The 14,429-nt window shown below is 24.4% G+C and carries 11 protein-coding genes; 4 read left to right on the top strand and 7 right to left on the bottom strand.

Going from position 1 to position 14,429, the window contains the following annotated elements; all coding sequences use genetic code 11:
* Positions 1–13 precede the first annotated feature (13 nt).
* The 7 genes from H0H71_RS00095 to folK form a co-directional block, all read right to left on the bottom strand.
* Positions 14–1,762, bottom strand: coding sequence for an ABC transporter ATP-binding protein (locus H0H71_RS00095; protein ID WP_185856075.1), 1,749 nt, complete (start codon positions 1,760–1,762; stop codon positions 14–16).
* On the bottom strand, positions 1,759–2,517 hold the full coding sequence (gene truA / locus H0H71_RS00090; protein ID WP_185856073.1) for a tRNA pseudouridine(38-40) synthase TruA: 759 nt from the start codon (positions 2,515–2,517) through the stop codon (positions 1,759–1,761). The genes H0H71_RS00095 and truA overlap by 4 nt, the downstream gene beginning before the upstream one ends.
* 6 nt (positions 2,518–2,523) lie before the next feature.
* Complete coding sequence (locus H0H71_RS00085) at positions 2,524–3,741, bottom strand: aspartate aminotransferase family protein (protein ID WP_185856072.1); 1,218 nt, start codon at positions 3,739–3,741, stop codon at positions 2,524–2,526.
* Complete coding sequence (locus tag H0H71_RS00080; protein WP_185856071.1) at positions 3,716–5,464, bottom strand: OstA-like protein; 1,749 nt, start codon at positions 5,462–5,464, stop codon at positions 3,716–3,718. Before H0H71_RS00080 ends, H0H71_RS00085 begins: the two co-directional genes overlap by 26 nt.
* A gap of 84 nt (positions 5,465–5,548) precedes the next feature.
* Positions 5,549–5,929 (bottom strand): Rid family detoxifying hydrolase, encoded by a 381-nt coding sequence (locus H0H71_RS00075; RefSeq protein WP_185856070.1) that lies wholly within the window; start codon positions 5,927–5,929, stop codon positions 5,549–5,551.
* Positions 5,930–5,932: 3 nt separating this feature from the next.
* Complete coding sequence (locus H0H71_RS00070) at positions 5,933–8,212, bottom strand: putative LPS assembly protein LptD (RefSeq protein WP_185856069.1); 2,280 nt, start codon at positions 8,210–8,212, stop codon at positions 5,933–5,935.
* A gap of 58 nt (positions 8,213–8,270) precedes the next feature.
* Positions 8,271–8,774 (bottom strand): 2-amino-4-hydroxy-6-hydroxymethyldihydropteridine diphosphokinase, encoded by a 504-nt coding sequence (folK, locus tag H0H71_RS00065; protein WP_185856068.1) that lies wholly within the window; start codon positions 8,772–8,774, stop codon positions 8,271–8,273.
* Positions 8,775–8,859: 85 nt separating this feature from the next.
* On the opposite strand from folK, the gene H0H71_RS00060 reads away from it, so the two are divergent.
* From H0H71_RS00060 to rodA, 4 genes are all read left to right on the top strand, one after another.
* A complete protein-coding gene (locus H0H71_RS00060; RefSeq protein WP_185856067.1) occupies positions 8,860–9,897 on the top strand; it encodes a rod shape-determining protein in 1,038 nt (345 codons plus the stop codon).
* Between the two features lie 31 nt (positions 9,898–9,928).
* Entirely contained in the window at positions 9,929–10,762 is an 834-nt protein-coding gene (gene mreC, locus H0H71_RS00055) for a rod shape-determining protein MreC (protein WP_185856066.1), read from the top strand.
* 508 nt (positions 10,763–11,270) lie between these two features.
* Positions 11,271–13,190 (top strand): penicillin-binding protein 2, encoded by a 1,920-nt coding sequence (mrdA, locus tag H0H71_RS00050; protein WP_185856065.1) that lies wholly within the window; start codon positions 11,271–11,273, stop codon positions 13,188–13,190.
* Entirely contained in the window at positions 13,174–14,421 is a 1,248-nt protein-coding gene (gene rodA, locus H0H71_RS00045; RefSeq protein WP_185856445.1) for a rod shape-determining protein RodA, read from the top strand. The genes mrdA and rodA overlap by 17 nt, the downstream gene beginning before the upstream one ends.
* Positions 14,422–14,429 lie beyond the last annotated feature (8 nt).

Genomic DNA, 14,429 nt, shown 5'->3' with positions numbered 1-14,429 from the left:
AAAATTAATTATATTAATTAAAGGATTCTTTATACAATTCAGAATAATATCCATTTAGTTTATTAATTAATTCTTCATGAGTTCCTTTTTCTACAAGAAATCCCTTATTAATTACTAATATTTTATCTGCGTTTTTTAACGTAGAAAGACGATGAGTAATAATAATTGAAGTTTTATTTTTAGTCAGGCTATCTATAGCATGATAGATCAATTTTTCTAATTCTTTATTTAAAGAAGTTGTTGCTTCATCTAGAATAAGCATAGAATAAGGATGCATTTGGACTCTTAAAAAAGAAATTAACTGTTTCTCTCCAAGAGAAAGGAGATCGCCTCTTTCTTTGACTATATATTTATATCCCTGTGGTAAAGATGTTATAAAACTATGTATTCCTATTCTTTTTGCCATGTTTTCTATTTTTTCTCTGCTGATAGAAGAATCTCCTAAAGTAATATTATTAATAATAGAATCATTAAATAAAAATGGATCTTGTGTAATAACTCTTATATGAGATCTTAAATTTTTTAGTTCAATATCTTGAATATGAGAGCCATCAATTAAAATACTCCCTTTCTTTATTTCGTACAACCTGGATATTAAATGCGTAATTGTAGATTTCCCTGAACCAGTGGCTCCTACTATAGCTACTTTTTCTCCCGGGTTTATTTCAAAAGAAATTCCTTTTAAAACCATTTCTCCATCAATATAGGAGAAATAAACATCATTAAATACAATATGTCCTTTTAATTTTTTGATTTGTGTCTTTCCTTTGTCAAGAACTGTTTCATCAGAATTTAATATAGAAAATATACGTTCTATTCCTGCTATTCCTCTTTGTATTATATTAAATCTATCTGCTATTTGTCGCAGGGGACGAAAGATAAGATAAATAAAAAAAATAAAAGCAATAATTTGTCCTGGTTTCACATTTCCATTCTCAATAATGGAATGATATCCTCCATAAAATAGGACAATACTTATTGTTGCTGCAGATATAATTTCGACTATTGGAAAAAAAATAGAAAAATAGAAAATAGTTTGAAAATGTGCATTCATCAACTTATGATTAATTGATTTAAATTTCAAGTATTTTTCTTTTTCTTTATGAAAAAGTTGAATGATAAGCATTCCTACAATATTTTCTTGTAGAAAACTATTTAAACGAGAGTTTTGTATACGTTCTTCATGAAACGTTTTTTTTAATGTTTTTTGAAAAAAACGAGTCACAATATACATCAATGGAATAGTAGAAAGGACAATAAAAGATAATTGTTTATGTATAGTAAACATCATAATTATGATCATCATTATTCTCAATACATCTCCAGATACTAATAATATTCCATCATTAAATATCACAGCAATTGTTTCCATATCTGAAACAGAATAAGAAACCAATTTTCCTATAGATGTTTTACTAAAAAAAGAATTTTTAAAATATAAAAATTTTTCAAATAAAAGAATCCTAATTTTCTTAATTACATTTTGAGCAAGTATATTGGACAGATATAATAAAATAAAATGAAACATACTTTCTAAAAAAAGAAGAGCAGCTATCCACATTAAAATTTTTTCAAGTCCAAAAAAATCTCTATAAACTATATAGGAATCTATAGATTCTTGGATTAATTTTGGTCTATAAGCAGATAGAAAAGATATTAATATAGAAATGATTATTGTTGATAATAGAGTCAATTTATAGTTTAAACTGATTTTTAAAAGTTGTTTAAAATAAGATTTTTTTTTATTCCAATTTTGTCTCATAACAAAATGTCTTCTGGATAAAGAATTTTAGTAAGAAATAAACCATGTGCAGGGACAACTGAACTATTCAAATTAGATTGATTTTTTGATTCTATAATTTCTACAAATTTATTTATACTAATTTTTTGTCTCCCCACATCAACAAGTGTTCCAATTATGGATCTTACCATATTTCTTAAAAATCTATTTGCTTCAATAGTAAAACAAAAACACGTGTTATTTTTTTCTATTGACCAATAAGCATTATATATATTACATATTTTACTTTTTTTATCGCTTTTTTTTTTACAAAAAAAACTAAAATTTTTGTAATTTTTTAAAATTTCAGAAGCTGTATTCATTTTTTGAATATCTAATGGATAAAAACAGTACCAAGAAAAATCTTGAAAAAACGGATTTTTTTCATATGTTAAATAATATTTATAGGTACGACTAATTGCACTAAATCTAGCATGAACATGTTTTTTAACTGGAAAAATATTCAACACCTTAATATCTTTAGGTAAGAAGATATTTAATTTTTTTAGAAAAGAATTGGTTATTTTTCTATTAATATCAAAATGTGCAAACATTTGTTTTGCATGAACCCCGCTATCTGTTCTTCCGGCTCCTACTACATTTAAAGACGTTTTCAATAATTTAGATAAACAATATTCTAATGTTTTTTCTACTGTATCTTCTTTTTTTTGTATTTGCCATCCATGATAATGTTTTCCATTATAAGATAATTCTATAAAAAATCTGAATAATTCCATGATTTATTATTTTTGCAATTTCAATTGAATTAATTCATTCAAACTTTCTCTAATAATAGAACATCCTATCTGAATTTCTTTTTCTGTAATAGTTAATGGAGGTGAAATACGTAAAGAAGAACTATTATGAAATAAAAAACGAAATAAAATTAATCCTTTTCTTATACAAGACTGTAATATTCTTTCTAGATGATTTTTTCTTTTTAACTCAATAGATAAAAGGAGACCTTTTCCATGAATGTTTTTTATTTCATCATGAACTAAATATTTTCTGATACATTTTTCTTTTATAGCTACTTTTTCCATGATATTAGAATCAACTAGTTGAGTTAATGTTGCCAAAGAAGCTGATGCTGAAACTGCATTTCCACCAAAAGTAGTTATATGTCCTAATGGAACACGATCGCAAAAAGATTTCATTATTTCACTAGAGGATATAAATCCGCTTATGGGCATCCCCCCCCCCATTCCTTTCCCCATAATTAAAATATCAGGAACAATTTCATAATGCTCAAAAGCAAATAGTTTTCCAGTTCTTCCAAACCCTGTTTGGATCTCATCAAGAATCATTAAAACATTTTTTTTTTCACACTGTTTTTTGACTTCTTTTAAAAAAGAATGATCAGGTAATATTATTTTTGAATAGGTTTGTATTGTTTCTAAAATAACACAAGCCGTTTTTTCTGTAATGGAAGAAATAAATTCTTCGATTTTATTAAATGTTATAAATTTTACTAAAGGAAGTAAAGGTCTAAAAAAGATTTTTCTTCTTTCATCACCCATAATACTCATGGATCCATGTGTGCTTCCATGATAAGACCATTTACAAGAAATGATTTCTTCTCGTCCTGTATAACATTTAGCAAGTTTTAAAGCTCCCTCCACAGCTTCACTTCCAGAATTTACTAAATAAGTAGTATTTAGAGGAGGGGGGGTATTCTCTGCTATTTTTTTACAAAGTCTTACACAAGTTTCTTGTATAAACTCCCCATATACCATAGTATGCAAATATTTATCTACTTGATTTTTAATAGCTTTTTTTATTTTTTTATTTCCATGTCCTAATACATTTACGGAAACTCCTGCTACAAAATCTAAATATTTTTTTCCATCTTTTCCATAAATATAATTTCCTTCTGCATGATCTACAATGATTTTCATGGGATTAGGATTAACTTGAGTTTGGTATTGAATAAAATCATTCTCTAACTCGAATTGTTTCATAGAAGAATTCATATTTTTTTATTTTTTTGATTTCTTTTTCTTCCAAAAAACTTTCTTTTTTATATTTTTCTATCTGTTTCAAAAGAAAATCTTTTTTCATTTTTTGGGGATCTTTTTTTATCCAAAAAAATTTCGGAAGAAAAAGTTTTTTTTCTATATCTGTAATATTTTTAGAAAAAGGAAAAATTTCTGAATAAGTTTTTTCTGTGCAAGAAATTTTTCCTTTTTCTAAATCCAATAGAATCATTCCACAATCCGATTTTTGAATGATATTTTTATCTAAAAAAATAATACTTTTAATATTTCCTTGAATCAAAACTTTTTTTATATTTTTTTCACTAAAAAAAACAGTCATTTTATCTCCTTGTATTTGATGAAATTTTTTTGAATCTATTTTTTTTCTAAGAAAAACATTTTTTATATCTAATGAATTGATAGAATCTTTTTTTCTATGAATGGAAATACTATCTCCAGTCAATTGTAAATTGTTGTTGATCCAAAAAATGGGATTTCCATCTAATAAAATTGAAGAAAAATAGGAATTATTATTTGTTGATTGTTCATAGACTAAAGAATGGCATTTTCCTTCTACTTGTAGATGATGGAAAATGCCATTCAAAAAAAATCTGTTAACAGGAAAAGCTTTAATTATTAATAGATTAGATTCCTTTTTGAATAAAATTTTAATAGTATCAGAATGAATAATAAAAATAGAATTTTTATAGTTTTTTATTCCTTTTATTATTATTGTATTTTTTTTCAAAAAAAAAACTCCAGAATTCAAATCAAAATTGGAAGTCTCTCCTATGAGGAAATATTTTTTTTTAGGATCTTCAAAAAAAATATTTTTTATAAATCCATATTTTTTTTTGTGATCAAAAAATAAATATTCTCCTTTTACAATTTTTCCATTATAATGGATACTAAAATATTTTCTAAATAAAAAAATTCCTTTTTTAAGAAAAAAAGATCCTTCCTTAGCGTAAAGAAAATTATTTGATTTAGTATTATTATTCTCTACTATAATAGTAGGACTAAAAAAATCAATTTTTTCTAAACGAAATAAATACTCTATTGTATTGGAAAATATTGTATAATTTTTATTAACGAATTTGATTTTATCCTTAAATTTTGCTTTTCCTTTTTTTAAAAAGTAACTTCCTTCTCTACTATAAAGTTTTATAAAATTACCATAAGAAATTAATCCACCTTTTTTATAAGAAACTTTTTTCAGTTGAAGATCGTATTCTAAAATATTGGTAGATAATTTTAATTTTTTAAAAAATAAAATAACATTTTTTGCCTGAAAATATTTTTTTCTCAAATTATAGTTGATTCTACTCGCTGTTAATTTTATATTTTTTTGAATAAATATTACATTTCCTGATACTTTAAAAAAACCAAAACGTCCAGAATATTCTATTTCTTTAGAAAAAATTCTATTTTTAGATGATACTAATTGAACATTTCCATATCCGTGAAATTGATTGTTTTTTTTATAATATATAGCTTTGTCACAAAATAGGTGCGATCCATTATGTTCAAAATGAATATGTCCAATCAAATAAATGATATTATCATTTTTTTTTTGTACAAAATCAGCATGAATAAGCTGTACTTTTTTTTTTATTGGGGTTTTATTAGCAATCTGAAAATTGGATCCCTGATTATTAAGTATCAGTAGAAATAAAAAAAAAACAAAATAATAATATTTTTGATTCATTAATTAATCTTAATCATGATCTCTTCTTAGTTAGTTAGATTAGATTGAAAAAATTATCTATAAAAAACTAGAAATTAATTCATGTTAATTTAATTTTTGTGCTATTAAGGAAATTTCTATGTTTGCATTTTTTGGTAATCCTAGAACTTGTATAGTTTCTCTAGCAGGATAATCTCTTTTATGAAAAAATTTAGAATATACAGAATTGATTTTTGGATAATCATCTATATTTCTTATAAAGAAAGAAGTTTTTATGACATTTTCAAATCCAATTTGATTTTCTGAAAGAATAATTTTAAAATTTTTCATAATTCTTTCAGTTTCCATTTCTATCGTTTCTGAAATTAATTTTTTGGTTGTTGGATCAATAGCTATTTGTCCAGAAATAAATAAAAAATTTTCTACCAGAACACATGTACTATACGGTCCTAGAGATGGAATTTTTTTCGTTGAAATTTTTTTCATAATTCAAATGTTTTTTTCTATTTTATCTCTTTTCTCGCTATACTGCAAAATCTTGCTAAAGATAGGATCTTTTATTCCAATAAAAAAGGACCAAGAACGATTTTTTCCTATGGGGCTCCAATTAAAATTCATTTTAAAACTTCTTAAATCTCTATAAAAAATCACATTAAAAAATGTAATTTTTTTTATTAATAAATCGTAATCTGTACGAAAGTCTATTTTCCAATATTTTGTTATTCCTACAGATCCATTTACACTTAAAAATGTGTTAAAAAATTTTTCTGTGTCAGTTTTTTTATAAAATTTTGAATGCAAATCAATTATAAAATTCAATGGAATTTCATATTTTGCATAATTTTTTTTATCAAAAAAGAAACATTCAAAACGATTTTTCCCTTTTTTTTCATTTTCTTTATTAAAAAAATGAATTTTATTTCTAATAAAATTAGAACTAAATAAAAAATCAAAATATGTTTCTTTTTTTTCATCAAAGTTTATCTTTCCTTCATATTTGAATTTTATAGGTTTCGTGAAATTAATATATCCCACAAAATGAAAATCTTTCCATTTAAAAAATAATTCATCTAAAATCCATGAAGTATTTACTTTCAAATATTTAAATATTTTTATTTTTTTTTCTGTTTGAAACTCAAAATTATTGTTCAGGATAAAATTGATTTTTTTTACAGAAAAAAATTTTTTTCTATTCTGTGAATATTGAATATTAAAAGACAACATAGGTTCTATTTCATGTCTTAAAAAAATAGAATTTTTGTTTATTTCTTTATAAAAAGGAATAGAAATTATATCTGTTGATATATTTGCAGTTCGACTCATACATTTTGAATCAAAATCACATGTAGAAAAAAATACATTATAATGAATTTTAGGAGATATTTTAAAAAAAGGAGAAAAAAAAACGTAAGTAGACAGATTTATGGAATTGTGAATTCCAGATTGGAATTCTATTTTTTTTTTCATATTCATAGTAGTAGGCATAGAAGATGAGAAAAGAATAGTAGAATAATTTCTAATAGAATTATATATCAATGTTTGATAATTAAACATAAATTTATGAATGAATGGATTTTCTTTTTCTAAAAAGAAATTCTTTCGCATAGAAAAACGAATCTCGGGAATTTTTAACTTCGTTTCTCCTTTATTTACATCTTGAAGAAGATCAGATGATATATTTAATAAGGAATGATTGTCAAATTTTTTTTTTATGTTAATATTTGAAACAAAAATTTCATTTTTTTTTAAAAAATTATTTCTTGTTAAATAATTTATATCTGCAGTAAATTTTAGATCAGTACTAAATTTCAAATCCTTATTATGTTTCCATTTAAATTGATAATCAAAATTTCGATTTGAAAATTCTTGATAATTCTTTAAAAGAATCAAACCATTACAAACATTAAATGCGTATTTCATTTCTGTTTCTAATTTCCATTTTTCTTTTCCATATATAGAATTCAACATTGTAAAATTGAAATAATTGGAAATAGGAAAAGAGAATTCTATATTTTCTATAGAAATTTTTTGATTATGAATTTGAAATATAGGGAATTTCATTCCATAATATTTTTTATTCTTTTTTTTCATATATAAAAATGGAAAAACAATCGGGAGAGGAACTTTATACCAATAAAAAAATACTGGTCCAGTAATAATGGATTTTTGTTTATGAAAATATTTTAAACTATCTGTTTTTAAATAAAAATCAGGATTGATATCTTTTTTTTCTATGAAAAAGGGATCCGATATATACATAACTTTTTTCAAAATACTCGTTCCATCCTTTTCTTTATTTATCTTATTTGCTATAATCACATGATCTCCTTCTTGGATATAAAGATCATTAGCTTTTCCCTTTTTGTTATTCAAATTGATATAAAAATTCTTTAAAAGATATTTATTCTTTCCTTGATTAATAGTTACATAATTATTATTTTCTCCTTTTGCATTGAGATCCCCATTTTTCCAATTAAATTCGATCCAATCTGCCTTAATTTTTGTCTTAAGATACTCTAGAGAAGCATTTCCTTTTAAATAAGATTTTCCTTCTTTTATATCATGTTCTTGTATATTGGAATTATACTTGATAACATTTTTGAATTTTTCATTCAAAAGATTTACGATTTTTGATTCATCTTTTTCTATAGAATATTTTTTGTCAAAAAGAGAAAAAGAAAATGGACTATCGTCTTCTTTTTCTTCTGCAAAAAGAAAAAAAGAAAGAAAAAAAAATAATAGTATTTTTTTGTATCTAACATTTAGCAAATTAATTGTAAATTAAAAAATTATATTTTAATTACATACAATATCCATTCTTTCAATTTTAGGATATTGATAGTTTTTTTACTTCTAACTTATCTGTACATACTCCTAATATTTCAATTAGTGTTAAATGAAATACAGGATGAAACTTTTTTGGTGAAATTTCACACATTGGAACTAAAGAAAATCTACGAAAATGTAATAAAGGATGTGGAATAGTTAAGATAAAACTATGTATTATAATCTGATCATAAAATAAAATATCTAGATCTATTTCTCGATCGAAATATTCTCTCTTTTTTTTTTTCTCTCTTCCTATAAGAGATTCAATCTTTAAAATTATTTCTAAAAGATCAATCGGTGAATGAAATGTTTTTATATGTAAAGCTCTATTATAAAAAGTAGATGTGTTTCTGTTCATGTTCCATGCTACACTTTCATAATAAGAAGATTTTTGAATTACTTTGCCAATCTTTTCTGAGATCAATGATAAAGATTCATCTAAATACTTCTTTTTATCTCCCTTATTACTTCCTTGCAATAAATAGATGTTATGTTCTTTCAAAGAAAAATTTTCGTACAATATACTCAAAAACTGAAAGTGGAAAAATATTTTTTTTTAAATTGAGAAAATATTCAGCATATGAAATATGGGATTAGTTGACTTTATAAAAAATCTATTTACTCAAGAAATTGCTATAGATTTAGGAACTGCGAATACTCTCATTATGCATAAAGATAAAGTTATTGTTGATTTACCTTCAATAATAGCTATAGATATAAGAAGTAAAAAAGTACTAGCTGTCGGTGAAGAAGCAAAACAAATGCAAGGTAAAACACATGAAAATATTAAAATTTATAAACCATTAAAAGATGGAGTAATAGCAGATTATAAAGTTGCTGAGCTTATGATTAGAGAATTTATAAAAAAAATTCCTGGAATAAACAAAAAACTATTTACACCATCATTAAATATGGTTATTTGTATTCCATCTGGAATTACAGAAGTTGAAAAAAGAGCTGTGAAAGATTCCGCTCAACATCTAAATGCCAAAGAAGTTTATCTTATTGAAGAACCTATGGCAGCAGCTATTGGATCCGGTATATCCGTCACAAAAGCTGAAGGAAATATGATTATTGATATAGGAGGAGGAACTACAGAATGCGGTGTTATTGCTTTAGGTGGAATTGTTTGCCAAAAATCCATTAAAATAGCTGGAGATGTTTTTACTAATGATATTGCATATTTTCTTCGCAGTAAGTACAATTTATATATTGGAGAAAGAACTGCTGAAAAAATTAAAATAGACATAGGTTCCGCTATAGAATCTATTGACCCCCCACCTGTAGATATTCATATACAAGGAAGAGATTTAGCAACAGGAAAGCCGAAAGAAATGAATATTTCTTATAAAGAAACTATTCCTGCACTTGATAAATCTATTTTACGAATCGAAGATGCTGTTATGGAAACCCTATCAAGTACACCTCCAGAACTTGCGGCAGATATTTATAAAACAGGGATATACATGGCAGGTGGGGGCTCTCTTTTAAGAGGATTAGATAAAAGAATTTCAAAAAAAACGGGGCTTTCTGTTTCTTTAGTAGAGGACCCTTTAAGAGCTGTTGTTAAAGGAACAGGAGTTGCTTTAAAAAATATTGAGAAATTTACATTTCTCATGAAATAGGAAAAAAGTTGAATTCTAATACCGTTATTTTATGCGTGAATTTTTTAATTTTTTTCTTAGATTTCGTTTTTTTATTTTCTTTTTCTTACTAGAATTTTTAGCTCTTTTTCTTTCATTTTCAAAAACTGATTTTCATCAGTATATCTATGCAGGATCTTCCAATTTTTTCGTAGGAAAAGTTTATGAAAAAATTCATAGATTCCAAACTTATTTTTTATTGGAAATTGAAAATGAAAGGCTTGTTAAAGAAAATATCCGATTACGTCATTCTCATATATCTTCTAAAATTAGAAAAACAACTAAAGATTTTAAAAAGAATAATCTTGTTTATTTACAAGAGTATGTCTTTACTCCTGTAAAGATTATCAATAATAGTATCCATGAGCAGGAAAATTATCTCACTATCAATAAAGGAAGTTTAGATGGAATAAAAACAGATATGGGAATTATTCTATCTAATGGAATTGCAGGAATTATTATAAAAACCTCCCCGCATTTTAGTGTAGCAATTTCTCTTTTAAATCCAAAAATTAAAGTTAATGCAAGATTAAAAAAAAATAAATATTTTGGAACTGTTAGTTGGGATGGGGTAGATCATGAACATGTTATATTATATGACATTCCGAAACATTCTTCTATATATAAAGGAGATATAGTCGAAACAGATGGAAAATCTGCAACTTTTCCTGAAGGAATTCCAATTGGAAAAGTCACTTGTTATAGATTTGATGAAGAACAATCTAATTATGTTATAAAAGTAAAATTATTGGAAAATTTTTCTAGCATAGAAAATGCTTATGTTGTAAAAAATTTATTTAAGAAAGAGTGGGACACTCTTCAACTTTATAAAGTTGAAAATAAATAATGAATTTTATAAAGAATTTTTTAGAGTCTGTTTTTTCCATTTTTTTTATTTGTTTAATTCAAGTATCAATATTAAATCCCCTATTTTTTTTAGGGGGATATACTTATCTATATATAATTTTTATATTAATTTATTCATCTCATGAAAATAGATTTATGTTTCTGTTTTTATCTTTTATGATCGGTTGGATTATAGACCATTGTATGAACTCAGGGGGAATACATGCTTTTTCTACTACTCTTTCCGCTTTTTTTAGATTAAAAATTATTCAATTTTTTGAAGGTAAAAATTTTTTTAAAAAAAGTAATTTTTCTATTTATGAATTACCTTTTATTAGAAAATGTCTTTACATTTTTTCATTGATTTTTACACACCATTTTTCTTTGTTTATATTAGAAATATTGAAGTTATCTTATTTTAGTAAAATAATTTTAATGAGAATTATATTTAGCAGCATTTTTACAACTATTTTATGTATTATATATTTTTTTTTTAGAAGAATTAAACATTGAAAAAATTATATGTATTTTACATTTTTTTGAGTCTTGTTGGGTTAATTTTTATAACTAGACTATTTTATATCCAAATATATACTGAAAAGTATATTTTAAATGCGTTCAATACTTCTATAAAACAAGAAATTATTATTCCTGAAAGAGGGGCAATTTTTGATAGAAACAATAATTTATTAGTATTTAATAAACCCATTTATGAATTAATAGTGATTCCTATGCTTATAGATGAAAATTTCAATATTATTGAATTTTGTAATCTTGTAGGGATAAAAAAAAATACTTTTCACAAGAATTTAGAAAAAGCAAAATCTTATTCAAAATATTTACCTTCTGTTTTTCTTCCTTTTATTTCAAAAGAAAAATTTGCTTCTATACAAGAAAAACTTTATAAGTATAAAGGATTTGATTGGACAAAAAGATCTCTTAGAGATTATAAAGTAGAAAGTTCTGCGAATGTATTGGGATATCTTGGAGAAGTAAATCAAAAAGACATTAAGAAAGAATCTAATTACTATCAAATAGGAGATTTTATTGGTTGGGCAGGAGTGGAAAAATCTTATGAAAAAATATTGAGAGGAAAAAAAGGAGTAAAATATTGGATAAGAGATAGAAAAGGATGTATTATAGAAAGTTATAATAATAGTAAAAATAATATTAGAGCAATTAGCGGAAATGATATTTCTTTAACCATAGATTGGAATCTACAAAATTATGCAGAAAAACTTATGTTTAAAAAGAAAGGAGGAATCGTGGCTATTAATCCTAAAAATGGAGAAATATTATCTTTAGTTTCTAGTCCTATCAATAATCCTAATTTATTTGTGGGAATCAATCGGACTAAAGAATTTAATAAATTAATTAAAGATACAATAGATTATCCTTTATTTGATAGAACAACACAAGCTCGTTATCCTCCAGCTTCTCCATTTAAGTTAATGACAGGATTAGCAGGTCTTCAAATGGGAGTAGTAAACACAAAAACAACTTTTATCTGCTATAATGGATTTAAATATGGAAAAAAAAGAATCCATTGTCATTCTGGAATTCATGGATTACCTATAGGAATAGAAACTGCAGTAGCTGTTTCTTGTAATAATTATTTTGCACAAGTTTATAAACGGGTCATTGAAAAATATCCAAAAAATTTAACAAAAGGAGTTAATGAATGGGGTGAAATTATTAAAAGTTTTGGATTTGGAAATTACTTTTATAATGATTTAGACACTGGAGAAAAAGGAGTAATTCCTTCTGGAGATTTTTATAATAAAAAATATGGATCTACAAAATGGAATGCTATTACAATTATTTCCAATAGTATTGGGCAAGGAGAAATAAATGTAACACCTATACAATTAGCTAATATGGTTTGTGCTATAGCAAACAAAGGCTTTTTTTACACACCGCATATTGTAAAATGCATTAATCATTATCCTATTTCTAATCCAAATTACACTTTAGCTAAATACACTAAAGTGAAAAAAAAATATTTTGATTTAATTATTAGAGGAATGGAAAAAGTATTTATAATTGGAACTGGAAGAAGATTTAAATCGTCGGAGATTAGAATGGCTGGAAAAACAGGTACTTCGCAAAATTTTATGAAAATTCATAATAAAAAAATAATTCCTCTTCCTGATCATTCTATTTTTATTTTATTTGCTCCAGTAGAAGATCCTAAAATAGCAATTTCTGTAATCATAGAAAATGGAGGTTTTGGATCTCGTTGGGCGGGGCCTATAGCTACTCTACTTGCAGAAAAATATATTCTAAATAATGTTCATAGAAAAAATCTTGAAAAAAATATTATGGGTTCAGGGTTACAGAAAGTGTACGATTATATAGCAGGAATAAAAAAAATAAATTTTCATACAAAAAAAAATCGACTTGATAAAGAATATAAAAAGAAAAAATAAAATCTTATTAAGAAATATCGATTGGTGGATCGTTGTTATTTATATTTTTATGACTTTTTTTGGATACATGAATTTATATTCTGTTTCCCATGAAAAAGGAGAAAAACAGTTAATATGGATTTTATTCAGTTTCATTTTTATATTTTTAGTTTTTTTATTAAAACCAATACATTATAAGTATTTTTCTTTTTTTTTATTTTTATTTACGATATTTCTTTTAATTGGAGTATTTTTTTTTGGAAAAAATATAAATGGTGCAAAATCCTGGTACGTTTTGGGGGCCATTAGTTTTCAACCTTCAGAACTATCCAAAATATCTACATCTTTAATGATAGCTCATATCTTGAGTCAAGAAAATCTTCAAAAAAATAAAAATGTACTGTTATTTGTATCTATAATTTTAATAATATTCCCTTCATTATTAATATTTTTTCAACCAGATCCAGGGACATCTTTAGTTTTTTTTTCATTTATTTTGACTTTATATAGACAAGGAGTAGTATCCGGATATTTTATTTTTTTTCTATTATTTTTAGTTTTTTTGTTTGTAATTTCTTTATTAATATCATTTTGGATTATTATATTTTGTTTGTTTTCAATTTTATTCTTTATTTTTTTTCTAAAAAAAAATAGATCTATAAAGAATTTATTTTTCTATTTATTTTTTTTTCTTTTATCATCCATCTTTGTTATTTTTTCTCCTATTTTTTCTGACAAGTTTTTAAAGCCGTATCATAAAAATCGGATTAATATCCTATTTCAAAACGAATTTGATAGAAAATATAGAGATAATGTCGGATACAATCTTCTATATTCTAAAACGGCTATTGGATCTGGAAAATTTTTTGGAAAAGGATATCAAAAAGGAACTATTACAAAAGGTAAATTTGTTCCGGAACAACATACGGATTATATTTTTTGCACTGTGGGAGAAGAATGGGGATTTATAGGAAGTGTAACATTAATCATATTTTATTTATTGTTGATTAGCAGAATATATTTTTTATCTGAAAAACAAAAGAATGTTTTTGGAAAAATTTTTGGATATTCAGTAGGAAATATTCTATTTACTCATTTTTTCATTAATTTAAGTATGGTAATGGGGCTTTTTCCAACCATAGGAATAGTTTTACCTTTTTTTAGTTACGGAGGATCTTCTTTTTGGTCTTTTACTATATTATTATTTATTTTCATTCGATTAGATTATTCAGATCAATCTAGTTTGATTTAAAAAAAATT

Source organism: Blattabacterium cuenoti (assembly GCF_014251375.1).
GTDB lineage: Bacteria > Bacteroidota > Bacteroidia > Flavobacteriales > Blattabacteriaceae > Blattabacterium > Blattabacterium cuenoti_K.
The sequence above is the reverse complement of the archived record's forward strand: the minus strand, read 5'-3'. Positions and strand labels throughout refer to the sequence as shown.

Excerpts from the sequence above, each read along its gene's own strand:
- H0H71_RS00095 (WP_185856075.1), bottom strand. The coding sequence starts at position 1,762 with ATGAGACAAAATTGGAATAAAAAAAAATCTTATTTTAAACAACTTTTA.
- truA (WP_185856073.1), bottom strand. The coding sequence starts at position 2,517 with ATGGAATTATTCAGATTTTTTATAGAATTATCTTATAATGGAAAACAT.
- H0H71_RS00085 (WP_185856072.1), bottom strand. The coding sequence starts at position 3,741 with ATGAAACAATTCGAGTTAGAGAATGATTTTATTCAATACCAAACTCAA.
- H0H71_RS00080 (WP_185856071.1), bottom strand. The coding sequence starts at position 5,464 with ATGAATCAAAAATATTATTATTTTGTTTTTTTTTTATTTCTACTGATA.
- H0H71_RS00075 (WP_185856070.1), bottom strand. The coding sequence starts at position 5,929 with ATGAAAAAAATTTCAACGAAAAAAATTCCATCTCTAGGACCGTATAGT.
- H0H71_RS00060 (WP_185856067.1), top strand. The coding sequence starts at position 8,860 with ATGGGATTAGTTGACTTTATAAAAAATCTATTTACTCAAGAAATTGCT.
- mreC (WP_185856066.1), top strand. The coding sequence starts at position 9,929 with ATGCGTGAATTTTTTAATTTTTTTCTTAGATTTCGTTTTTTTATTTTC.